Annotated in this window: 18 protein-coding genes; 10 read left to right on the plus strand and 8 right to left on the minus strand. The window is 54.6% G+C overall.

The genetic code is table 11. The features are described from left to right. Positions 1–2: 2 nt before the first annotated feature. Positions 3–3,401 carry a DUF3971 domain-containing protein gene (locus tag ABJL60_RS07600; protein WP_348373742.1) on the minus strand — a complete coding sequence of 1,133 codons (3,399 nt, stop codon included), beginning with the start codon at positions 3,399–3,401 and terminating at the stop codon, positions 3–5. Positions 3,402–3,483: 82 nt separating this feature from the next. Here ABJL60_RS07600 and ABJL60_RS07605 point away from each other — a divergent pair, with 82 nt between their 5' ends. The 4 genes from ABJL60_RS07605 to ABJL60_RS07620 all read left to right on the plus strand — a co-directional run bounded on the left by ABJL60_RS07605 (position 3,484) and on the right by ABJL60_RS07620 (position 6,767). Next, the gene (locus ABJL60_RS07605; protein WP_348373743.1) at positions 3,484–3,945 is read left to right on the plus strand and encodes a peroxiredoxin; all 462 of its coding nucleotides are present in this window, start codon (positions 3,484–3,486) and stop codon (positions 3,943–3,945) included. Further along, positions 3,942–4,748, plus strand: coding sequence for a ferritin-like domain-containing protein (locus tag ABJL60_RS07610; protein ID WP_348286858.1), 807 nt, complete (start codon positions 3,942–3,944; stop codon positions 4,746–4,748). Before ABJL60_RS07605 ends, ABJL60_RS07610 begins: the two co-directional genes overlap by 4 nt. A gap of 200 nt (positions 4,749–4,948) precedes the next feature. Next, the gene (locus ABJL60_RS07615; RefSeq protein ID WP_348286860.1) at positions 4,949–6,280 is read left to right on the plus strand and encodes a M23 family metallopeptidase; all 1,332 of its coding nucleotides are present in this window, start codon (positions 4,949–4,951) and stop codon (positions 6,278–6,280) included. Beyond that, positions 6,270–6,767 carry a polymer-forming cytoskeletal protein gene (locus tag ABJL60_RS07620; protein ID WP_108828057.1) on the plus strand — a complete coding sequence of 166 codons (498 nt, stop codon included), beginning with the start codon at positions 6,270–6,272 and terminating at the stop codon, positions 6,765–6,767. Before ABJL60_RS07615 ends, ABJL60_RS07620 begins: the two co-directional genes overlap by 11 nt. A 107-nt stretch (positions 6,768–6,874) precedes the next feature. Here the strand turns inward: ABJL60_RS07620 and ABJL60_RS07625 are convergent, their stop codons facing one another. Together ABJL60_RS07625 and ABJL60_RS07630 are read right to left on the minus strand one after the other, a co-directional pair. Next, the gene (locus tag ABJL60_RS07625) at positions 6,875–7,426 is read right to left on the minus strand and encodes a peptidylprolyl isomerase (protein ID WP_348286862.1); all 552 of its coding nucleotides are present in this window, start codon (positions 7,424–7,426) and stop codon (positions 6,875–6,877) included. After that, complete coding sequence (locus ABJL60_RS07630; RefSeq protein ID WP_348286864.1) at positions 7,419–7,925, minus strand: peptidylprolyl isomerase; 507 nt, start codon at positions 7,923–7,925, stop codon at positions 7,419–7,421. The genes ABJL60_RS07625 and ABJL60_RS07630 overlap by 8 nt, the downstream gene beginning before the upstream one ends. A gap of 141 nt (positions 7,926–8,066) precedes the next feature. Between ABJL60_RS07630 and ABJL60_RS07635 the strand changes: the two genes are divergently transcribed. The 6 genes from ABJL60_RS07635 to ABJL60_RS07660 all read left to right on the plus strand — a co-directional run bounded on the left by ABJL60_RS07635 (position 8,067) and on the right by ABJL60_RS07660 (position 14,350). Further along, on the plus strand, positions 8,067–9,272 hold the full coding sequence (locus ABJL60_RS07635) for a phosphoglycerate kinase (RefSeq protein ID WP_348373744.1): 1,206 nt from the start codon (positions 8,067–8,069) through the stop codon (positions 9,270–9,272). A gap of 88 nt (positions 9,273–9,360) precedes the next feature. Then, on the plus strand, positions 9,361–10,137 hold the full coding sequence (locus ABJL60_RS07640; RefSeq protein WP_348373745.1) for an SDR family oxidoreductase: 777 nt from the start codon (positions 9,361–9,363) through the stop codon (positions 10,135–10,137). Between the two features lie 88 nt (positions 10,138–10,225). Continuing rightward, positions 10,226–10,525: a septum formation initiator family protein gene (locus tag ABJL60_RS07645; RefSeq protein ID WP_108828053.1), complete on the plus strand. Its 300-nt coding sequence runs from the start codon at positions 10,226–10,228 to the stop codon at positions 10,523–10,525. A 149-nt stretch (positions 10,526–10,674) separates the two neighbouring features. Continuing rightward, a complete protein-coding gene (pdhA, locus tag ABJL60_RS07650; RefSeq protein WP_108828052.1) occupies positions 10,675–11,664 on the plus strand; it encodes a pyruvate dehydrogenase (acetyl-transferring) E1 component subunit alpha in 990 nt (329 codons plus the stop codon). A 13-nt stretch (positions 11,665–11,677) separates the two neighbouring features. Beyond that, complete coding sequence (locus ABJL60_RS07655; RefSeq protein WP_348286871.1) at positions 11,678–13,036, plus strand: pyruvate dehydrogenase complex E1 component subunit beta; 1,359 nt, start codon at positions 11,678–11,680, stop codon at positions 13,034–13,036. 12 nt (positions 13,037–13,048) lie between these two features. Next, positions 13,049–14,350, plus strand: a complete 1,302-nt coding sequence (locus tag ABJL60_RS07660) for a pyruvate dehydrogenase complex dihydrolipoamide acetyltransferase (protein ID WP_348373746.1) — start codon at positions 13,049–13,051, stop codon at positions 14,348–14,350. A gap of 73 nt (positions 14,351–14,423) precedes the next feature. Here ABJL60_RS07660 and cysE read toward each other — a convergent pair whose 3' ends face one another. The 5 genes from cysE to ABJL60_RS07685 all read right to left on the minus strand — a co-directional run bounded on the left by cysE (position 14,424) and on the right by ABJL60_RS07685 (position 21,518). After that, complete coding sequence (gene cysE / locus ABJL60_RS07665) at positions 14,424–15,239, minus strand: serine O-acetyltransferase (protein ID WP_348286875.1); 816 nt, start codon at positions 15,237–15,239, stop codon at positions 14,424–14,426. 393 nt (positions 15,240–15,632) lie between these two features. Beyond that, complete coding sequence (locus tag ABJL60_RS07670; protein WP_348373747.1) at positions 15,633–19,556, minus strand: glycoside hydrolase/phage tail family protein; 3,924 nt, start codon at positions 19,554–19,556, stop codon at positions 15,633–15,635. Further along, complete coding sequence (locus ABJL60_RS07675) at positions 19,556–20,002, minus strand: NlpC/P60 family protein (RefSeq protein ID WP_348286878.1); 447 nt, start codon at positions 20,000–20,002, stop codon at positions 19,556–19,558. Before ABJL60_RS07675 ends, ABJL60_RS07670 begins: the two co-directional genes overlap by 1 nt. Next, positions 19,999–20,886 carry a DUF2163 domain-containing protein gene (locus ABJL60_RS07680; protein WP_348373748.1) on the minus strand — a complete coding sequence of 296 codons (888 nt, stop codon included), beginning with the start codon at positions 20,884–20,886 and terminating at the stop codon, positions 19,999–20,001. The genes ABJL60_RS07675 and ABJL60_RS07680 overlap by 4 nt, the downstream gene beginning before the upstream one ends. Further along, positions 20,886–21,518: a DUF2460 domain-containing protein gene (locus ABJL60_RS07685; RefSeq protein WP_348286882.1), complete on the minus strand. Its 633-nt coding sequence runs from the start codon at positions 21,516–21,518 to the stop codon at positions 20,886–20,888. Before ABJL60_RS07685 ends, ABJL60_RS07680 begins: the two co-directional genes overlap by 1 nt. Positions 21,519–21,533 lie beyond the last annotated feature (15 nt).

A 21,533-nucleotide genomic window follows, 5' to 3' on the forward strand; every position in this document is an offset into this window, starting at 1 on the left:
GGTTACCGATCCTCAACCAAGTTCGGTTGCCGTTTTGGTTTTTCTTTCACCGCGCCCCCGTCTGGCAAAAGCGCTTTGGGTGTGGGTGCACCGCCCCCTTCCAATTCCGGCACCTTTGGCGGAGGCGCACGGAAGATATTACGAAACATTCCGGGTGTCAGAGCCGACAAAGGGTTCACTTGAACCCGCGGACTCTTGGCTTGCCCGGACAGATTATAATTGAACCCGATCAATCCTTCACCTTTGCGCGTGAACAAACTGCCGATCCCGTTCACAAGATAGATTGGCGAGACAACACCGCGCATGTCCAAACGCCCTGAATCCACCGCATATACTCCGTCCATCGAAATCCCCATTGACGGGCCCACGGCGCTGGCCTGCGTCAGTGTCATTGTTGATGGCGTCAGGCGGAAATCAGCTTCGATTTCCTGAAAGTGAATGCCCGATCCTCCCATCTGTTCCAGCAGGCCCACAATGCTCAGTGCGTTCAACAAGGCCGCGATGGCAGGCGCGTCTTTGATGCGAGTGCTTGTCACAGTCAATTTGCCATCAAACGCACCGTCACGCCCCACTGGCAACAAAGTCAGTGACAGGTCCCCGCCGCGCGCCTGTTTCAAAAGCCCTGCAGATGCAAACACCGCGCCCGCGTCAATGCCCGTGATCCGAACCGCGCTGCGCCCGTTTTGTGGCAAAATGCGGCCTGTGACGGTTGCACCACCGTTCACGCGGCCGCTGAATTTTCCGTCCAAACCGCCTTGGGTTTTAAAGGATCCGCGCATATCCGTCAGCGCGATGCTATCGGTGATCTGCAAGCGATCAAAGCTGACTGTCATAGGGCCACTGCGCCCGCCCGCACCCGCACCCGATCCGCTAAAATCGGCTGTGCGCAGATCAAGTGTGCCACCGCGCGCCTCAATGCGTGGCGGGGCATTTCCACCCTGTCCGACAAGTGTGATGGGCGCATCCAGCCATGTGCCTGCACGTACCCGCGAAAAGCTGGCGCGATCAAGCCCGCCATTTGTTAAAGTCACGTTACCAGCGGCAGACAACCCCGGCGCATCTATCGCCAGTTTGTTCACACGCACTTGATCGCCCAAGGTTGCGACGATATCCATTTTTCCGGCTGTTTGCGCCGGTTTGGACCACCCGAGCGGGGCAAACCCCATTTTCAGGCCGCGCAAATTGGACGTTAGCCGCAGACTTGGGGCGGTATTGGGCACCAGATCAAGCGCGATCTCACCGATACCCCGCCCCGACACTGTGCCCGCAGGCAAGCCAATGTTGAATTCATCGATGGTGCGCTCAGACAATTCGACTGTGCCACGCACTGTGCTGCCAGAAGCCGCCTCTGCACCCAGCGGCTGCGCCCAAACCGCATCAAACGGCACAGCGCCAAGCCTGCCCTGACCGCTGATCTCGACCCCGGACGACGAAGCCACAACTTGTAGTGTGTCGGCAGCCATAGTCTTTCCGGGCACAAGCTGGTCCGTTTTCACACCCCGCAAAACACCCACAACGTCATAGCCGATCTCTTGGGTGGTCAGCCCTGTTTTCAAAGGGATGGATAATGTGCCTTCCAGTTCGGCCTGACCATCTGCAAGAGTCTCTGGAAACCCTGCCTTGGTCATCACATTCAAAGGCGGCGCGTTCAGCATGGCCAGCGCCGATGTGATCGTACCGGACGTGCGCAGCCGTGCAACAGACGGCGGCCCACCTTTAATGGTGACATCGGGGATAATAAACGCGGAGCCCGCAACGTTGATCCGCCCCCCCTGCGGCGCCACAACATGCCCCACTTCCACCGCAGCCACAAAGCGATTGTCCAAAAAGCTGGCTTGGCCCTGCGCCCCTTCGACAGGAGGCAGCGTTTTGGTGTAGCGCACGGTCGCGTCGAAAAAGTCGAAACTTGCATATACATCAGGTGCTTGATTCGGGGCGCCGCGCAACGATGCGTCCAGAGCACGCAAGTTCCCTTTGATGATGTTCTGTGCGATCCAGTTGCGCGTCGGAGGCACCAGACGTTCCGGCCAAAGCGCCAGCAAACGATCCAAGGCGATGGCGTCCATTCGCGCATCCACACCGTAGCGCCAGCCCTTTGCCTCCGCAGCAAGGTCGCCTTTCAGGATCAGCGACTGATCTGCGTCGCGCACTTGCATCTGCCCCAAGCTGACCTTGAACGGATTAAGCGTCAGACGGAAATCCATGTCCGCCGCATCAAACGCGATCGCCTGATCATACAAATCGGCGGGATTAAACTGCAGGTCGCTAAAGCGGAACTGCCCGATCAGGTCCTCTAACGCGCCGGCCTCCATCCCGCCTAGAAACGCCTGGCCCTCCATCCGACCAGAGACCCATTTGCTTTTTACAGACAGTTCTGCAAAATCAATGACTTGCTGGCTAGGATCGTAGGTAAAGTAGCTGCGCGCACTGTCAAAAGGGATGGGTTTGGTTTCTTCGGTCGGTTGCAGCACCCCGGCGCCGATTTGCAGTGTCGCACTTAGCGGGGCCAACCCCCCGGACGTGTTCACGCCGCTGCGCAAAGCCCCCGAAATCGGTGCACGCAGAACCTCAAGCCACGCCAAAGCGGGGCTTTGCGTCGCAATATCATCGGCTTGTACGTCGGAAATATTCACACCAAACTCGGCCTTGGTTTCGCCGATCTTTGATGCATAGTTCGCGGAAAGGGTTGCAACACCTGCCCCGCCACTCAGCAAGGCCAAATCCGCCGCCAGCGCAAGATCAGAGCCGTCGCGCAACAGACGCAAACGGCCGCCATCCACCACCCAGACTTCTCCAATGCGCACGTCTTCGTAGCGCAGCGTCAGCGCTTGCAGCTCTGCATTGACCAAAGCAGACAGCCCCGGCAGTTGCAGCACACGGTCCAGCCCTTCGATCAGTTCTGGCAAGGTCGCGGCAGTTTGCGCCGGGGCCTGTGCCAGACCGTCACCGCCACGCAACGACACCGACCCATCGGCATCCCGTAACAAAGTCGCAAACACGCCTGTCAGATTGATCGACTTGGGAATGATTTCGCCACGCAACAAAGGGCGCATTGCAAGGCTGGCTTCCGCCTGAGAGAACGCAACGATCTGGATGCCCTGATTGTTTTTGACCTGCAAGTCTTCCACCCGCACACGCGGACGCCAACCGTTGTTCACCACAAATTGCGCTTCACCAAAGACAACGCTTCCGCCCGGAAACGCCGTGCTTGCACGTTCTTCGATGCGGTCATGCAACCAATCGGGCACCGTCACCGTGCGCCCCGTCATCGCGACTATTCCGACAAATGCGGCCAAAGACAGCACAAAAAGAACGCTGAAGATCCACGCGCCAAACCGGCGCAAACGGCGCTTTGGCGCGGCCTTTTGGGGCGCGACTGGCGTGTCGGTTTTTGTGCTCATGTCTTTATTCTTGTTCGCCTCGACCTATTATGTGATCCCTCAGTGACTTTTATACAAGTCGATCCAACCGATAAGGCCCAGCATGCTTGAGATTTCCGCCCCAGCCCCTGATTTTACGATGCCCCAACACGAGGGCGCCGATGTGACCTTGTCTGCCCTGCGTGGACAGAAAGTCGTCCTTTATTTCTATCCTCGCGATGATACGCCGGGGTGCACCAAGGAATCTATCGCATTTTCCGAACACTTGCAGGCTTTCGCCGATGCGGGCGCCATCGTTTATGGCGTGTCTAAAGATACTGTCGCCAAACACGGTAAATTTTCCGCTAAACACAATCTGACTGTCCCTCTTTTGTCCGACGAACATACCACGGTCTGCGAAGATTACGGCGTATGGAAAGAGAAAAACATGTATGGCAAAACCTATTTCGGGATTGAGCGCACCACAGTGCTGATTGATGCGGCAGGCAACGTGGCGCAGATTTGGCCCAAAGTGAAGGTTCCCGGCCACGCCGAAGCCGTTCTCGAAGCGGTGCAAGCCCTATGATCCCACTGGCTGAAATGGCCGTGCAGGTTCTTACCTGCGCGGGTGGTCGTGAAAAAACTGCTTTGTCGCGCCAACATGCCGCCGCTTGGCAAGCAGCGCGTGCCAACGGGGACACGCCAGACATCGGTCAGGCGGCCCCGCCCATGCAACCCTCGCGCCCGGATAAACCGGACCTCTTAAGCCCACGCGACGTGCCCCATCGCAAACCGGGTTCCGAAGCGGGCCGTATCGCTTTGCTACATGCCGTCGCCCACATCGAATTGAACGCTGTTGATCTGCATTGGGACATAATTGCACGCTTTTGCCATGTGAAAATGCCAATTGGTTTTTATGACGATTGGGTGAAGGCCGCCGACGAAGAATCCAAACATTTCAACCTGATGGCTGACTGTCTTGAAGAACTCGGCAGTCACTACGGTGCCCTTCCGGCCCATGCAGGCATGTGGCGTGCCGCAGAAGACACCGCCGAAGATTTCATGGGCAGACTGGCCGTTGTTCCCATGGTTCTGGAAGCGCGCGGGCTTGATGTCACACCGGGCATGATCAAGATATTCAAACAAGCCAAAGCCGCCAGCGCGGTTGCCGCATTGGAAACCATTTACGCCGAAGAAGTGGCCCATGTGGCCTATGGATCAAAATGGTTTCACTTCCTGTGCGGGCGCCATGAAATGGACCCGAAAGACGCTTTTCACGATCTGGTGCAGCGTTATTTCCATGGCGCTTTGAAGCCTCCGTTCAATGAAGAAAAACGTGCAGACGCAGGCATCCCCCCCGACTTCTACTGGCCACTCGCTGTATCTTAGCAAGAACACGCACGTTAAAGTAGTCTGCCAAGTCCTTTTAAGTCGGCGGTTTTTTGCCAATTTGACACAATTGGACGCAGTTGTGCTGATCCACATGCCCTAAGGGTTGCCGCAAGGCCGCCAGACCTCTATCCACGGGCCTGACAAGGTGCGGTGTGGGGACCGAAGCGCCACGATGGGATGAGAAGAGGGCAGATTTCGTGCGAAATGGTCTCGGTACAAAAATTAATTCAATTCTGGAAAAATATTTTCCGGAACGCCGCGTGTTTTTGAAATCAGACACGGACACACGATTTATTCGATTACGCCCCGGCACCCAACTGCTGGCATTCGCAGGTTCTGCGATGTTGGTGGCATGGGCCATCGTGGCAACTGCGATCATCTTGATGGACAGCATTGGCGCTGGAAACTTCCGCGAACAAGCCAAGCGCGACCAAAAGAACTATCAAGCCCGCCTTCATGAACTGTCGTCACAACGTGACAGCCGCGCCGAAGAAGCTTTGGCCGCGCAGGAACGGTTCAACGCCGCGCTGGCGCAAATTTCAGTCATGCAGTCCGAGCTGTTGAACTCTGAGACGCACCGCCGTGAATTGGAAACGGGCATCGAAGTGATCCAGGCCACGCTGCGCGGCACGATGAAAGACCGCGAAGCCGCACGCACCAAATTGGCAGAGCTTGAAGAACAAGTGCAATCAGGCGGATCCGGTACAGCCCTGGCCAGCGCCGGTGGCGGCGCACCAATGGGTTTTGTGGCCGAAGCCCTCGCCGCAACAGCCGCCGAACGTGACCAGATCGAACGCGATGCGCAGGACGCCTTGTTGGCAGCCGATCAGATGCAGAAGCAAATCGCGGTCATGAAAGACCAAAACGATCAGATTTTCCGGCAGCTTGAAGAAGCGATGACTGTCTCTGTGGCGCCCTTGGACAAAATGTTCCGCGCCGCTGGCATGCCAACCGAACAGATCATCAACCAGATCCGCCGTGGGTATTCCGGTCAGGGTGGTCCTTTGACGCCGTTGTCCTTTTCGACACGCGGTGAAGAAGCATCCGCAGACACGCTGCGCGCCAATCGAATCCTGTCCGAAATGGACCGTTTGAACCTTTACCGTATTGCCGCAGAAAAAGCGCCATTTGCGAACCCCGTGAAAACGGCATTCCGCTTCACATCGCAATTTGGCCCGCGCCGCGATCCAAAAACGGGTGGCCGCCGGATGCACAAAGGCGTCGATTTTGCCGCCGGTTTGGGCACGCCTTTGTATGCAACAGCGGACGGTGTTGTGGTTCACGCCGGTTGGTCCTCAGGATACGGTAGGTTGGTCAAAATTCAACATGAATTTGGCATTGAAACCCGCTACGCGCACTTGTCTAAACTTCGTGTGAAAGTTGGACAAAGGGTCTCGCGCGGGCAACGCATTGGTGATATGGGAGCCTCCGGACGGGTTACCGGCGTTCACCTGCACTATGAAGTGCGTGTCGGTGGACGCGCAGTTAACCCAATGATCTATATCAAGGCAGCAAACGATGTTTTCTAAGAGCAAAATCAACGAACCCGGCCCTAAAGATGACGCGGCAAAGCCTGCGGCACCAGCGGCACCTGCACAATCGGCGGCCCCTGCCCCGAAGCCAAGTGAATTCAAGGCAAGCGCGCCCAAAGCCAAGCCCCCTGCCTCTGTGTTGTCCACGGACCTGCACATCACAGGCAACATGAAAACCACCGGTGACATTCAAGTTGAAGGCACCGTGGAAGGCGACATTCGTGCGCACCTGCTGACCATTGGCGAAACCGCAACCATCAAAGGCGAAGTGATTGCGGACGACGTTGTCATCAACGGTCGCATTGTGGGCCGTGTGCGCGGTTTGAAAGTGCGCCTGACATCTACGGCGCGCGTCGAGGGTGACATCATCCACAAGACCATTGCGATCGAATCCGGTGCACATTTCGAAGGTTCGGTGCAGCGTCAGGACGATCCGCTGAATTCCGGTTCCAAGCCTGTGGCGCCTAAGCCCCCGCAGGGTTAAACACATACAATATCTGTCGGGATGCGGCGTCAGGGGGAACCTCTGACGCCGTTTTCTTTGAAAGAAAACGGAGCGGAGAATTTGAAATTCTCCGCGCCCAGATTTGATCAATCGATCACAGTTACTTTTTTCATATAGTCAGGCGCGCCAATCACAGCACCGTTGCGGCCTTTGCCACGTTTGATGGCATCAACAACGTCCTGCCCTTCGGTCACTTTGCCGACCACGGTGTATTGCCCGTTCAAGGACGGATAGGCGCCGAACATGATGAAAAACTGGCTGTTGGCGCTGTTCACATCCTGACTGCGTGCGATACCCACGATACCGGCGCTGTCGTAGGGAATGTCCGAGAACTCTTGGTTCAGGTCATCCATTTGTGAGCCGCCCGTGCCAGCACGGCGCATATCGGCACCGACTTTGCCAAATTCGACATCACCTGTCTGCGCCATGAAACCGTCAATCACGCGGTGGAACACAACATTGTCATACGCCCCTTCCGCCGCCAACTGTTTCAACCGTGCCGCGTGGTTGGGTGCGACATCTTCAAACAAATCGATAGTAAAGGTGCCATTGGCCCCTTCGCCCGCAACTTCGACCTGAAGGCCGCCCGCAAACGCAGGCGCCCCCAGAACCGCCAAAAGGCATGCAAGCTTACGCATCTGCAGCGACTTTCATCGAAATCATGCGGTCCGGTGACACAGGCGGTTCACCACGTGTGATCGCATCGACGATGTCCATGCCGGAAGTAACCTGCCCGTAAACAGTGTATTGTCCGTTCAGGAAATCATTGTCCGAAAAGTTGATGAAAAACTGGCTGTTGGCGCTGTCTGGGTTCGCCGAACGCGCAGCACCAATTGATCCACGGCAATGCGGCAGTTTTGAGAATTCCGCTGGAAGATCAGGATGGTCAGATCCGCCTGTGCCAGCCATACGGATGTTGAAATCCTGTTCCATGTTGCCGTTGGCCACATCGCCGGTTTGCGCCATAAAGCCATCGATCACGCGGTGGAAGCACACGTTGTCATAAGCGCCGGCACGCACCAAAGTCTTCATGCGTTCTACGTGTTTCGGTGCCACTTTTGGCATCAGTTCGATGGTCACTGTACCATCTTTAAGTTCCATGAGGATCGTGTTTTCGGGGTCTTTGATGTCGGCCATGGGGCTCTCCTGTCATTATACTTGTCCGATACCTAAGCTGTGGCGCGATGAAAGCCAAGTCGCACCCGTAATCTCCATTGACCTTGCAAGGGATTCCAGCAAAACAAAGCGCGATTGCGACAAAACCAGAAGGAACGCGACATGGCCTCACCCAAAGCTTGGAAGACGTTGGACGACATGGATTTGCACAGCAAACGCGTTTTGGTCCGTGTCGACATCAATGTGCCCGTTGAAGCAGGTCACGTCACCGACGCCACGCGCATTGAACGCATCGCCCCCACCGTCGCAGACATTCTTGCAAAAGGTGGACGCCCGGTTTTGATCGCCCACTTTGGACGCCCCAAAGGCAAGGTTGCGTTAGATTTAAGCCTGCGCGTCTGTCTGCCCGCCCTTGAAGACGCGTTCGGGCGCAAGGTCGTGTTGGCTGAAACCCTCGAAGGCGCCGAAGCCCGAACAGCGGAAGCCGAAGATGCGGATATTCTGCTTTTGGAAAATATCCGCTTTTACCCGGGTGAAGAAGCAAACGACCCAGACTTTGCAGCCCGTCTGGCCCGTTTGGGTGACGTCTATTGCAACGATGCCTTTTCTGCTGCCCACCGCGCCCACGCCAGCACTGAAGGTTTGGCTAAACTATTGCCATCATGTGCGGGCCGCTTGATGCAGGCGGAATTGACCGCACTTGAGGCGGCCTTGTCAGCACCGGAACGCCCTGTCGGCGCAGTCGTGGGTGGCGCGAAGGTATCAACAAAGATCGATCTGCTGACCAACCTCGTCACCAAACTGGATGTGCTGATCATCGGTGGCGGCATGGCCAACACCTTTTTGGCGGCCCTTGGGGCGGACATGGGCAGTTCATTGCGTGAGGATGATCTACTAGACACGGCACGCGAGATTTTGGACAATGCCAAAGCCACAGGGTGCAGGGTGATTTTACCCGTCGACGGCCGTGTGTCGCGGGAATTCAAAGCAGGTGCCGCCTATGATCTTATCCCTTTGAATGCAGATACAAAATTGGGCGCGGACCAGATGGTTCTGGATGCGGGCGACGCATCCGTCACAGACATTCTTACTGCCTTTGAGAATCTCAAGACATTGATCTGGAACGGACCTTTGGGCGCTTTTGAAATTGCGCCCTTCGACATTGCCACAATGAAAGCCGCCAAGGCCGCGGCCGAATTGACACAAAGCGGCGCCTTGATCACTGTGGCAGGTGGTGGTGACACTGTGGCCGCGCTGAATTTGGCCGAGGCAGCCGATCAATTCACTTATATCTCGACGGCCGGTGGTGCATTTTTGGAATGGATGGAAGGCAAGGAATTGCCCGGTGTCGCCGCCTTAACCGCATGATCCACGCAGGCGTCAGGATTGAAGAACCACTATCCGTTTCCTATCCTCACACCCGTACGATCCGTTAAACCGAACACAGGGGGCCGACATGACACCTTGGACACTTATCACAGGCGCATCGTCAGGGCTGGGCGTCGAATTTGCCCATATCGCTGCAAAGGCCGGTCGCAATCTTATCCTGACCGCCCGCTCCGAAGACAAGCTGACTGCGGTGGCCGAAGACTTACGCCGTTTTGGTGGAGACGTCGTTGTTCTGCCAGCCGACCTGTCTGATCTGGATGCGGTGCAAGCCTTGTGGGAAGACGCAAGCGCCGACCGCCACATTGACGTGTTGGTGAACAACGCAGGCCTTGGGCGAAATGGCACCTTCGGCGATGGCGGTGATTGGGCACGTGAACTGGCCTCCATGCAGGTGAATATGACCGCGCTGACCTACCTCATGAAAGCCGCCATTCCGCATATGGAAGCTGCAGGTGGCGGTCGCATTTTGAACGTGGCGTCTTTGGCGGGCTTCATGCCGGGGCCGAATATGGCGGTTTATTCTGCATCAAAAGCCTATGTACTGTCCCTGTCCGAAGCGGTCGCAGAAGAATTGCGCAACAGCTCAGTGACCGTGACCGCCTTGTGCCCCGGTGCGACGCAAACCGAATTCTTCGACAACGCCAAAATGGACGGTGTGCGCATGTTGAAAACTGGCATGATCGCGAAAGCCTTTGACGTGGCCGAACTGGGTTGGCTTGAAAGCCGGATCGGCAAACGCATCGTTGTGCCGGGTCTGATGAACAAGGTTTTTGGTTTCATGCCCCGGATCGCCCCGCGCTTTGTCGTGTCGCGTCTGGCCCATTACCTGATCGGAAAAGGGTAGCTGCGTGGTTTTAAGGGATTCACTTAGCGAATCACCTATGGCATACTGTGTTCACCCACCCGCAAAGAGGTGGTCTGAGGCAGACACAATGAACCGCACATCCCGCCCCGCTTTGGGTACATTTTTCTTTTTCGCTGTCGCCTTTGCGCTGGCAGTGTATTTCACCTTTGCCGCCGTGCAGGGCGACTTTGGCCTATTTGCGCGCGTCGAAATTGAAGCAGAAGGCGCGGATCTGGCACAGCAGCTTGCCATGGTGCAGGCTGAGGTGACAGTCATGGAAAACCAGACCAAGCGTCTGTCGGATGACTATCTGGATTTGGACTTGCTGGACGAACAGACCCGAAAAGTTCTAGGCATGCTGCGGGCAGACGAAATCGTCATTCGCTAATTTTAACCAATTAAAGTACTGAATTCACATGGGTAAGCTTTGCTTTATCCGCATCAGTTTCCTTTGCTTCATATTGTCACTCGCAATGCTGGCACGTTTCCTGTAAAAGATAGTTTAACACTAAACTACTTTTGATTGGAGGGGGCCGCATGGCTGCGCGCAAAACCACAAAGAAACCGAATGTTTCTGCCGAGGAATTGAAAGCATATTACAAAGACATGCTATTGATCCGACGCTTTGAAGAAAAAGCAGGCCAACTGTACGGCATGGGTCTGATCGGCGGGTTTTGTCACCTTTATATTGGTCAAGAAGCAGTTGTTGTTGGCCTGGAAGCCGCAGCAGAGGATGGCGACAAGCGCATCACGTCTTATCGTGACCACGGTCACATGTTGGCCTGCGGTATGGACCCCAACGGCGTCATGGCCGAGCTGACGGGCCGCGAAGGCGGTTATTCCAAAGGCAAAGGCGGCTCCATGCACATGTTCTCAAAAGAGAAACATTTTTATGGCGGCCACGGCATCGTTGCTGCACAGGTTCCATTGGGCGCCGGATTGGCCTTTGCCGACAAGTATCAGGACAATGGACGCGTCACCTTTACCTATTTCGGGGACGGTGCCGCCAACCAGGGCCAAGTCTACGAGACTTTCAATATGGCGGCGCTGTGGGATCTACCTTGCATCTTTGTCATCGAGAACAACCAATACGCCATGGGCACATCGCAGCAACGCTCAACCTCTAGCGCGGAAATATACGAACGTGGGAAAAGCTTTGGTATCCCGGGCCAAGCCGTTGACGGTATGGATGTTTTAGCCGTTAAAGCCGCGGGCGAAGAAGCGGTCAAGCACTGCCGTTCGGGCAAAGGCCCCTACATTCTGGAGATCAAAACCTATCGCTACCGTGGCCATTCCATGTCGGACCCCGCCAAGTACCGGACCCGCGAAGAGGTCCAGAAAATGCGCGACGAACGTGACCCCATCGAACAGGTGCGCGAATTGCTGCTGACTGGCAAACACGCCACCGAGGACGACCTGAAGGCCATCGACAAAGAGATCAAGGCCGTCGTTAATGAGTCCGCCGAATTCGCCAAAACATCCCCAGAGCCCGCCTTGGACGAGCTTTGGACAGACATCTACGCCTGAAGGAGAGACTGACATGGCTACCGAAATTCTTATGCCCGCCCTCTCCCCCACCATGGAAGAAGGCACATTGGCCAAATGGCTCGTCAAAGAAGGCGACACCGTCAAATCCGGTGACATCATGGCTGAAATCGAAACCGACAAAGCCACGATGGAATTTGAAGCCGTCGATGAAGGCGTCATTGGCAAGATCCTGATCGAAGAAGGTACAGAAGGCGTGAAAGTGAACACTGCCATCGCCATTCTGGTCGAAGAGGGTGAAGAGGTCGGCGATGTGGCTGCAACCCCTGCCCCAGAACCTGACGCAGCACCTGCGCCAACCCCTGCGGCCGTCTCTGATGCGCCCGCAGCCCCCGTTGTCGACACCTCGCCCGACTGGCCCGAGGGCACAACACTAAAGCAGCAAACCGTCCGTGAAGCTTTGCGCGACGGAATGTCCGAAGAAATGCGCAGCGATGAGAACGTGTTTTTGATGGGTGAAGAAGTCGCCGAATACCAAGGTGCGTATAAAATATCCCAAGGTATGCTGGATGAATTCGGGTCCAAGCGTGTGATCGACACGCCAATCACCGAACACGGATTTGCGGGCATCGCCACTGGTGCCGCTTTCGGAGGATTGCGTCCGATTGTTGAATTCATGACGTTCAACTTTGCCATGCAGGCGATTGACCACATCATCAACTCTGCCGCCAAGACGCTCTATATGTCCGGCGGTCAGATGGGTGCGCCCATGGTCTTCCGTGGCCCCAACGGTGCTGCGGCCCGTGTGGGTGCCCAGCACTCTCAGGACTATGCCGCGTGGTACATGCAGGTCCCCGGTTTGAAAGTGGCCATGCCTTATTCTGCCTCGGATGCCAAAGGTCTGATGAAAACCGCCATCCGCGACAACAACCCTGTGATCTTCCTTGAGAACGAAATTCTTTATGGCCGCAGCTTTGATGTGCCCGAAATCGAGGACTATACGGTTCCCTTTGGAAAGGCGCGCATCTGGCGCGAGGGCGATGATGTGACCATCGTCAGCTTTGGTATTGGCATGCAGTATGCATTGGAAGCTGCAGACAAACTGGCCGAAGAAGGTATATCAGCAGAAGTTATCGACTTGCGCACGTTGCGTCCAATGGACACGCCAGCCATCATCAAATCTGTCATGAAAACAAATCGTTGCGTGACTGTTGAAGAAGGTTGGCCCCAAGGGTCTGTTGGCAGCTACATCAGCTCTGTCATTATGCAGGAAGCTTTTGATTACCTGGACGCCCCTGTCATCAACTGCACCGGCAAGGATGTTCCGATGCCCTATGCCGCCAACCTTGAGAAACACGCGCTGATCACCACCGAAGAGGTCATCGCAGCCGTCAAGCAAGTCACATACAAATAAGGAGAAGCCGTCATGCCCATTGAAATTCTCATGCCCGCTCTCTCGCCTACCATGGAAGAAGGCACATTGGCCAAATGGTTGGTTAAAGAAGGCGACACCGTGTCCTCTGGCGATTTGCTGGCCGAAATCGAGACCGACAAAGCCACGATGGAATTCGAAGCTGTTGATGAAGGCGTCATTGGCAAGATTTTGGTCGCGGAAGGTTCTGAAGGGGTCAAAGTAAACACCGCGATCGCCGTGCTTTTGGAAGATGGTGAAAGTGCCGATGATATCGGGGCCGCGTCTTCTGCACCAGCGGCGGCACCTAAGGCTACGGAAGCCGCGCCTTCTGCACCTGTTGCTGAAACTGCCACGCCCGCCCCGGCAGCGCCAGCGGCCGCTGATGGGTCACGTATTTTTGCATCCCCCTTGGCCCGTCGCATTGCGGCCTCCAAAGGTATTGATCTGGCTGCTTTGACTGGATCCGGTCCACACGGCCGTATCGTCAAAGCCGATGTGGAAGCGGCACAACCGGGTGCTGCGGCCCCGGCTAAGACTGTATCTGCTGCTGCAGCGGCACCCGCCGTTGCTGCGGTTGCTTCTGGTCCATCATCTGACGTTATTGCCAAGATGTATGAAGGTCGCGAATACGAAGAGATTGCGCTAAATGGGATGCGCAAAACCATTGCCGCGCGTTTGACGGAAGCCAAACAAACCGTGCCGCATTTCTATTTGCGTCGTGACATCAAATTGGATGCGCTCTTGGAGTTCCGTGGCACCCTGAATAAGCAGCTTGAAGCGCGTAACGTGAAGCTGTCTGTCAACGACTTCATCATAAAAGCCTGTGCATTGGCCTTGCAAAGCGTTCCAGATGCAAATGCAGTTTGGGCAGGTGACAAAGTCTTGAAACTGAAACCATCTGATGTGGCTGTTGCTGTCGCAATAGAGGGCGGCTTGTTTACGCCTGTTTTGCAAGACGCTGAAACGAAATCACTTTCAGCACTTTCAGCACAAATGAAAGATTTGGCAGGCCGGGCCCGCGATCGCAAACTGGCCCCACACGAATATCAGGGGGGCAGCTTCGCAATCTCTAATTTGGGTATGTTCGGCATCGATAATTTCGACGCGGTGATCAACCCCCCCCATGGTGCGATTTTGGCTGTCGGCGCTGGCAAAAAACAACCCGTTGTAGGCCCGGATGGTGATTTGGCAGTTGCGACAGTCATGTCCGTAACGCTTTCGGTCGATCACCGTGTAATCGACGGTGCGTTGGGTGCAGAGTTACTGAATGCAATTGTCGAAAACCTTGAAAATCCAGTTGCAATGCTTGCATAAAACGCAAATTCCAACATGAAAAAAGGCCGCAGGGGATTTCCCCTGCGGCCTTTTTATTTGGAAAATGAGAGTTTTACGCGCTGCTATCTTTGCCCAACATATGGTTCATCGAAATAGAGGGTTGATCGCAGCCCGCCTCCCCTACAATTTTTGCAGGGATGCCAGCAACGGTCTTACATGCTGGAACTTCAGCCAATACCACAGATCCCGCTGCAATCCGGCTACAATTTCCAACCTTGATGTTGCCCAGCACTTTGGCTCCGGCGCCAATCAGAACCCCGTCACCAATTTTCGGATGACGATCTTCTTCTTCCTTACCGGTGCCCCCCAACGTCACCGAATGCAACATTGAGACGTTGTCACCTACCACTGCTGTTTCGCCAATTACGATCGAGTGGGCGTGATCTATCATGATACCACGGCCCAATTTGGCGGCAGGGTGAATATCGACACCAAAAATTTCGGATACCCGCATCTGGAAGAAATACGCGAGGTCTCTGTGTCCTTGATCCCAAAGATAATGACCAACCCGATAGGCTTGTATCGCTTGATAGCCTTTGAAATACAAAATAGGCTGCAACAAACGATGGCACGCTGGATCACGTTCGTAGATGGCCACCAGATCGGCCCGCGACGCGGCAACCAGTTCGGAGTTGGCAACGTAGGCTTCTTCCACGATCTCGCGGACCACAACCATCGACATCTCGTTAGACGCTAGCTTGGCTGCAATGCGATAGGACAATGCCTTCTCGATAGATTTATGATGCAAAATACAGGCGTGAACAAAACCGCCGATAAGCGGTTCGTCCGTAACAGCCTGACGTGCTTCGTCCGTTATTTGTTCCCAAACCGGGTCCAACGTCGCGATATTCGTGCGGAGATCAGCCATGATAAGCCTCGCTTTCTTTGGTACAGAATACCAATGTAAGCACGAAACGCCAAACGCAAAGCTGTGATGATCCACATTCGGGAAACCGATGAAAGGACAAAGGCCGTTAATTTGCACGCCTTCTCTGTCTCAAGACGCACAAAACCGTCGATAAACACTTGGAAAACTCCAAATTGTCGATATTTGGTTCCGCTGCTTTGGGATACCGGGCGGCCGCCGAGGACAAAGTTCCATCACCCCATTCGGGGTGTATTCGACCAAGGTGTTTTCGAAATCTATCCGCCCAATCCGCTTCGCGGATCAAGCGCTCTGTGAAGCCCACTCGCGAAGTTTTTTGCACCTGCAAGAGAACTCGCGCTGCGTGAACCAAGTCACTGATCAAAACAGGTCGCATTATGCTGCGACCTGAATTTGGCGAAACAACCCGACACCGTAGCGGGCAGAAACTTGAGCGACTTCAATCGTGTAGATCCCAAACACACCGTCTGACGAGCGAATTGATTCGGGGTAATTCCACTGGGTTTGGGTCAGCAGTTCTTCACGAAGCACTGAGGATCCACTCTTAACTCGCAAAATATAGCTTTCGCTTTCTTCCCCAATCGGAATATCCCCTGCGCCCCAATCATCACCTTCAATACGCGAACGCCTGATCCACGAGACTTCATGGGTTGATGTCTTATCTTCAACCTTCAAATGCACAGGGGACAAAGGCCGCAAACCGTTCCCCTCAAACGCATACTGTCTTTTCAGAAACGATGGGTGATCATACGTTGTATTGGCCGGTCCAATCAAAAAGTTCTGATCGATGCCACGCAAATTACTTGCATATTCTATCTGACTGACAGCCCCGTTTAAAAGCACGAACCAAGACCCAGCAGGCCAAGGGGCGGACACAATAGCATCACTGCCGGCCTGCCCGCGCAACAAGTTTGTGAGCGTATAAGTGTCTTGCGTAACGAGGCTTGCATCTCGGAACTGGATGATCTCCCACTGCCCGGTCGAACCATCGCCAATGGCGGCCAGGTTTCCGCCAACCAAAAGCGCATTTTGGGTGATGGACGACAAGGTGCCGGTGGTAAGTTTTACCGTCAAATCAGAGCTGTGATCCAAAATTCCCGAAGGCGCTGTATTCAAATCGGATTGCGTCACTCCAATAATTGACCGTTGCCCGAGAACCGAATTCAAACTGAAATTCTCTTCGTCCGAAGATTGATAAATCGCAATTTCGCCCGGCCAGATTTTACCAGTCACTGCAACATGAGGTGCATGTGGTACTTCGTCGCCTGAAAGCAACGGCAGATCCAGGAAAAAGGGTGTGACTGGAACGGGTGCTACAAACTCTTCAACCCGTGGCATTTGTTCTTCAATTGAAGATGGCTTATAGACCGATGGCTCGACACGAACAGCTTCCATAAGTTGGGACGCGCCGTGCTCAACGCGGTCAATCCGAAACAGGGCTTCGCCTTCGGTTTGATCATCTGGCAACCGGATGATGTCTCCTGCACCAAGAGCTGCCATCGAAGCAGGTAAGGCCAATCTTACAGTATCACGTGCAAGACGTGCTTCCGTTAACCATCTTTCCGATACTTGCCGTCCTTCTAGACGTGTCATGGACATTGGAAATTCGCTTGAAGAAACAGCATGCGTTGCTTCATCAGACAAAACCGCCTCTTCTGCCACGTTGTCGAAATTCCCGTCAGACTGCACAAACTTCAGACGAACCCGGCCTGTCATTTCAGCTTCCGCTTCCCGGGTCTGTTCTAACGAACTTTGCAAATCTGCACTTAGCGCCAAACGATCCAAGTCCAAATCAGTCGCATTCAAGCCGCTGCGCATTTTAAATGACAATCCACCGTCTCGCTCAACTGCATCAAACCCGTACCGTAGCATCAAAGGCTGCAAGACACTCCGCGCATCAGACACATCACCCACCAGATAACCACGCACATAACCATGAAGGTCGTGTGTATCGTATGCGGCGACCCCTGCATTTTCACAGATTTCGGATACAACTGATGCCAAGGATCGTGAAGCTGTACGTCCATTTATCCAGTGGCCGCGCGAATAGTTTTCACCATCGCTCCAAAGGCCTGTATTGTTGGGAAAGAACGGAAACGGACGCGTGTCCCAGGCCCAGACGAATGATCGGCTTGTGTCGATCATACGCCCTTCATAAAGCTCTGCTTCCGGGTTGTTGACGGGATCTTGCCAATACTCTGTCATCGCCCGCAGATATTGCTTTTGGATCAAATCATCCCGCGCACCCGTTGAATATTTGGGCAAATCGCTTTCGGAAGACTTGGCATCAAGAAATTTGTTTGGCTCATTGGTGCCTTTGTCAATTGCAGCGCACCCCATTTCTGTGAACCAGATCGGCTTTGCGCCGGGTTCCCACAAATTGGGTTGCGTGGCGCGCGTCCCGTCCACTCGATCATAGTGTACCAAGGACCAAAAGCTACGAATGTCCTTGTAACGCCAAACCCATGGTTCACCTTCGGCTTCATCGGTTATTGCAGTGCGGATTTGCGCATTTTGCGCGTCTACCGAGTGGTAATACCAATCAAATCCTTCACCTCCTTCGATGTTGGATTTCAGGTACTCAAGATCATAAATCGCACCCCAATCCGCATCTGCGTGATCGACACCGTCGCGCCAATCCGACAAAGGCATGTAGTTGTCAATTCCAATGAAATCCACATTTTCATCCATCCAAAGCGGATCAAGATGGAAGTAACGGTCGCCTGCGCCATCCACTGGCTGATAGCCAAAGTATTCAGACCAATCCGCAGCATAAGAAATTTTGGTATCTGGCCCAAGAATTGCACGTACGTCAGCGGCAAGAGCACGCAGGCGCTCTACGGCGGGGAAACTGTGTGCTTCAGCGCGAATTTGCGTCAACCCGCGCAGCTCGGATCCGATGCAAAAGGCGTCTACGCCACCTGCGGCAACACACAAAGCTGCATAGTGCAAAATGAACCGCGACATGGTCCATTCTTGAGGGCCCGAATACGTCACCTGCTTACCTGAAATCGCGAAATCACCCGGGCGTACTGTGCCAAAAAACGCATCGACCTCGGCTCGGGCCGCTATCGTTTTGTCGGTGGTGCCAACCAGCCCCGGCGCTTTATCAGTTGTAATGCGACCACGCCATGGCAGTGCGGGTTGTGAAACAGCATCACTGTATGGATCCGGCAAGACGTTGCCATCCAATTGCTCCATCAGAATGAAAGGGTAAAACATAACGGCCGTGCCTGCAGCATTCATTGCTTCAATGGCTTCGATAACGGATTGATCCGTTGGAGTTCCACCATAAACCGGACGCCCGTCCAGAAGGCTCACCTCTTCGGCGGTGCTCCGGGTCAATCCAGACACGGACCATGGCATCTTTTGGCCATCGGCCAGTTTGTGTTCGACTTTGGGCTTCAAGCTGCAGTGGCCCGCGCGCAAATCGTCTCCAAACCAAGACACAACAAGAGATGCCGCACGACACGCAGGCAATTCAGCAGACAAGGTTTCTAACGATTGTGCAAAATCCGCCTTGCCAGACGGTGAATTCACATTGGCACCAGATTGCGTACCTGCGCCATCTGAAAAATATACCGGCGTTGTAGCCAATGCATATTCTCCTGTGCCCGGTATCATCGCAACAGCTTGAATGCCGCGTGTCATTTCATACTCGGCCCCGTTTTCATTGGATTGTTCGGGGCGAAGCACTTCAAAGGAAAAATGTGGAACGCGGTTCCCGAAACGCTGTAAAGCCAAATCTTCAAGCACGACGTACGCGGTACCGCGGTACGCAGGAACACTTCCCGCACCTTCCACGGCTTCAATCGCCGGATCTGGCAATTGATCTTGGCTGCCTGGGTAGACGCGCATGTTCAAGCTGTCTGGGGACACTTCTTCGCCATCCGCCCAAACGCGACCAACCCCTGAGATTTCGCCCTCACATACAGCAACTGCAAGGCTAACTGTATAGCTGTATTCCGTGGTTTTAGGTTGTGACGGCGCACCTTTACCGCCACCGGTAACCGTCGTTGCTTCGCTAAAGTCAGAGGCCCAAATTATATGCCCACCAAGACGCATGCGACCGTAAACTTGCGCAATTGGATCGCCCTCGCCGGCATTGGTCAGGCGAAATCGGTCGACACGCCCGGTTTCGACAGCGTCTGATCCCGACCCCATCAGCTTTTGATCCAAAACACGCCCGAAAGTCGCACCAACTGCGCGCCCGATGACGGCCGAAGACAAACCGGCAAATGTGCCACCAATGGAGCTGCCGACAGCAGCCCCGCCTGCAGATAGAAGTACCGTTGCCATCAGTTGATCTCCTTAGGGAATTGGAACCGTGCCACAATGCGTCGACGCCACGGGGCGCTGAGCGGGCTTTCCACGACACCATGCCCGGAATAGGCATGGACAAAGCTGCCACTCACTCCGACATTAGCCGCAATGCCAAGATGTTTGGCGACACCACCAGAGCGCATTCGGAACAGCAAAACATCACCTGATGCTTCAGTATCCAAAGGCTTTTTCAAAAAATGGCGCATGGCCGCATCCCATAAACGCTCTTCGCCTTGTGGCTCAGACCAATCCATCGAATAGGCGGGGGCTTTTTCGGGTTCACTGCCCAAAATATCCCGCCAAACACCGCGCAAAAGGCCCAAACAATCCGTGCCAGCGCCTTTTGATGATGCTTGGTGAACATATGGCGTACCAATCCACTGACGCGCCACAGCTATGACGACTTTTCCATGTCCACTCATCTGCGGCTGCCTCCGGTGTTGGGGTTGCTCGACTTGGGCTGGCTAAGCAGCCAGTCTTCACCTGGGAGATCGGGGAACCCCTGAAAATTGACAATATTTGAGAACTTTTCCGAACATGTGCTCAGCAGCTTGTCGCATCCAGCAAGCAGCCGGACCTCATCGGTTGGTAGGATCGGTGCGCGAATAGGCTGCCAAAGCTCGATCTCGCGGATGCCGTCCTGCAAGCGATCATGTTTGATAGCCCCCCATAGTCCCACAGCGGCACCGCTTTGAACATTCAAACGGCCACGCTGAAACCAAGCATCATTAAATGTGCCAAAATCAACCCAGCGAAATATGCGATTGCCCTCAATGTCAGAGACAGTCTTGTCAGTGAAAAAGCCTGACTGGGATAGATCAAAGCGACATGTTCCATCACCAAGAACTGCGGTGCAGGGCTTTTGATACACACGACCCAACGGGCGGTTAAGCGCTTCAGTCAAGCCTCGCAACTCGGCTTGAAAGGCACCACCTGCGCGACGCATTTCGCCAATAGTCCCACGAAATTGCATCCAGCGCTGATCAACATCGGCCCAATTGACCAACCATGATCGCACTTCTGCGCCATCAAAGCGACCAGCCTCAATGTCGTCTTCACGGACAGCGGCGTCCGTCAGCGCACCAAGAGCTTCTGTGTTGTCTACGGACAAACCCGTGCTTGTGGCCAGAGCGCTTGCGCTAAGACCTGTTTCGGCGCGGAAATCGACACCCCCAAACCGCAAGTTTTGATCGTGATCCGTGAATCCATACTTCACACCATCTGTCCGCGTGATACGCCAACACCGGCACAGGGTTGTTAAACCTGTACCGACATGCGCCAAAAATGCTTCTCTTCGATCCGACATCAGACACGTACCTCGACAATAGGAACATCCGGCACGTCACCTGCTTGGAAACTGGCCATGTTGGTGTGGATGTGATCGGTGTCAAAACGCACAGGAACGTCAAACTCGAAGCCCGCTGTGATCGGGTGTTCTGGCTCAGGGGGATGGGCGAACGTCACCAAGCCTGATGTTTCATCGACAACATAGTCGATTGTGTTGGTCATCTCATCTTGCGCGACACCAATTCGGACCGTGCCCGCGACAGGTTTGGAAATAGGACGGGCATAAGTGTGCAAGCCAGAACGGTACACTTTGACCAAGGAGAAATCGACTGTCACACCATCACCGAAAGCGATTTCCTGATCATCATATTGAACCTCGGCACCGCTTAAACCCGACTTGTAGTCAGACCAGTCTTTCCAGCGAAAGCCGTACATCTGCCCCATGCGCGCCTCGAAGAAGGCGATCAACAGTTGAACATCATCCAACGACCGCATGCCCAGGCCCGCGTCGTAGCGGCGCTTTGAGTGGGCCCAAGGAGAATTGCGTTCTTCATGGCCGTTGGCCAATGTGACGATCTCTGTGCGGCGCTCTGGACCGCCTACGGATCCAAAACTAAGTGATGCTGGAAACCTGACTTCGTGAAATGACATTGATTTGCTCCCCTC

Source organism: Ascidiaceihabitans sp., from assembly GCF_039986515.1.
GTDB lineage: Bacteria > Pseudomonadota > Alphaproteobacteria > Rhodobacterales > Rhodobacteraceae > Ascidiaceihabitans.

What these genes read in the sequence shown, in the direction of transcription:
- ABJL60_RS07600 (WP_348373742.1), bottom strand. Translation starts at nt 3,401, where the DNA reads ATGAGCACAAAAACCGACACGCCAGTCGCGCCCCAAAAGGCCGCGCCA.
- ABJL60_RS07605 (WP_348373743.1), top strand. Translation starts at nt 3,484, where the DNA reads ATGCTTGAGATTTCCGCCCCAGCCCCTGATTTTACGATGCCCCAACAC.
- ABJL60_RS07610 (WP_348286858.1), top strand. Translation starts at nt 3,942, where the DNA reads ATGATCCCACTGGCTGAAATGGCCGTGCAGGTTCTTACCTGCGCGGGT.
- ABJL60_RS07620 (WP_108828057.1), top strand. Translation starts at nt 6,270, where the DNA reads ATGTTTTCTAAGAGCAAAATCAACGAACCCGGCCCTAAAGATGACGCG.
- ABJL60_RS07625 (WP_348286862.1), bottom strand. Translation starts at nt 7,426, where the DNA reads ATGCGTAAGCTTGCATGCCTTTTGGCGGTTCTGGGGGCGCCTGCGTTT.
- ABJL60_RS07630 (WP_348286864.1), bottom strand. Translation starts at nt 7,925, where the DNA reads ATGGCCGACATCAAAGACCCCGAAAACACGATCCTCATGGAACTTAAA.
- ABJL60_RS07635 (WP_348373744.1), top strand. Translation starts at nt 8,067, where the DNA reads ATGGCCTCACCCAAAGCTTGGAAGACGTTGGACGACATGGATTTGCAC.
- ABJL60_RS07640 (WP_348373745.1), top strand. Translation starts at nt 9,361, where the DNA reads ATGACACCTTGGACACTTATCACAGGCGCATCGTCAGGGCTGGGCGTC.
- ABJL60_RS07645 (WP_108828053.1), top strand. Translation starts at nt 10,226, where the DNA reads ATGAACCGCACATCCCGCCCCGCTTTGGGTACATTTTTCTTTTTCGCT.
- pdhA (WP_108828052.1), top strand. Translation starts at nt 10,675, where the DNA reads ATGGCTGCGCGCAAAACCACAAAGAAACCGAATGTTTCTGCCGAGGAA.
- ABJL60_RS07655 (WP_348286871.1), top strand. Translation starts at nt 11,678, where the DNA reads ATGGCTACCGAAATTCTTATGCCCGCCCTCTCCCCCACCATGGAAGAA.
- ABJL60_RS07660 (WP_348373746.1), top strand. Translation starts at nt 13,049, where the DNA reads ATGCCCATTGAAATTCTCATGCCCGCTCTCTCGCCTACCATGGAAGAA.
- cysE (WP_348286875.1), bottom strand. Translation starts at nt 15,239, where the DNA reads ATGGCTGATCTCCGCACGAATATCGCGACGTTGGACCCGGTTTGGGAA.
- ABJL60_RS07670 (WP_348373747.1), bottom strand. Translation starts at nt 19,556, where the DNA reads ATGGCAACGGTACTTCTATCTGCAGGCGGGGCTGCTGTCGGCAGCTCC.
- ABJL60_RS07675 (WP_348286878.1), bottom strand. Translation starts at nt 20,002, where the DNA reads ATGAGTGGACATGGAAAAGTCGTCATAGCTGTGGCGCGTCAGTGGATT.
- ABJL60_RS07680 (WP_348373748.1), bottom strand. Translation starts at nt 20,886, where the DNA reads ATGTCGGATCGAAGAGAAGCATTTTTGGCGCATGTCGGTACAGGTTTA.
- ABJL60_RS07685 (WP_348286882.1), bottom strand. Translation starts at nt 21,518, where the DNA reads ATGTCATTTCACGAAGTCAGGTTTCCAGCATCACTTAGTTTTGGATCC.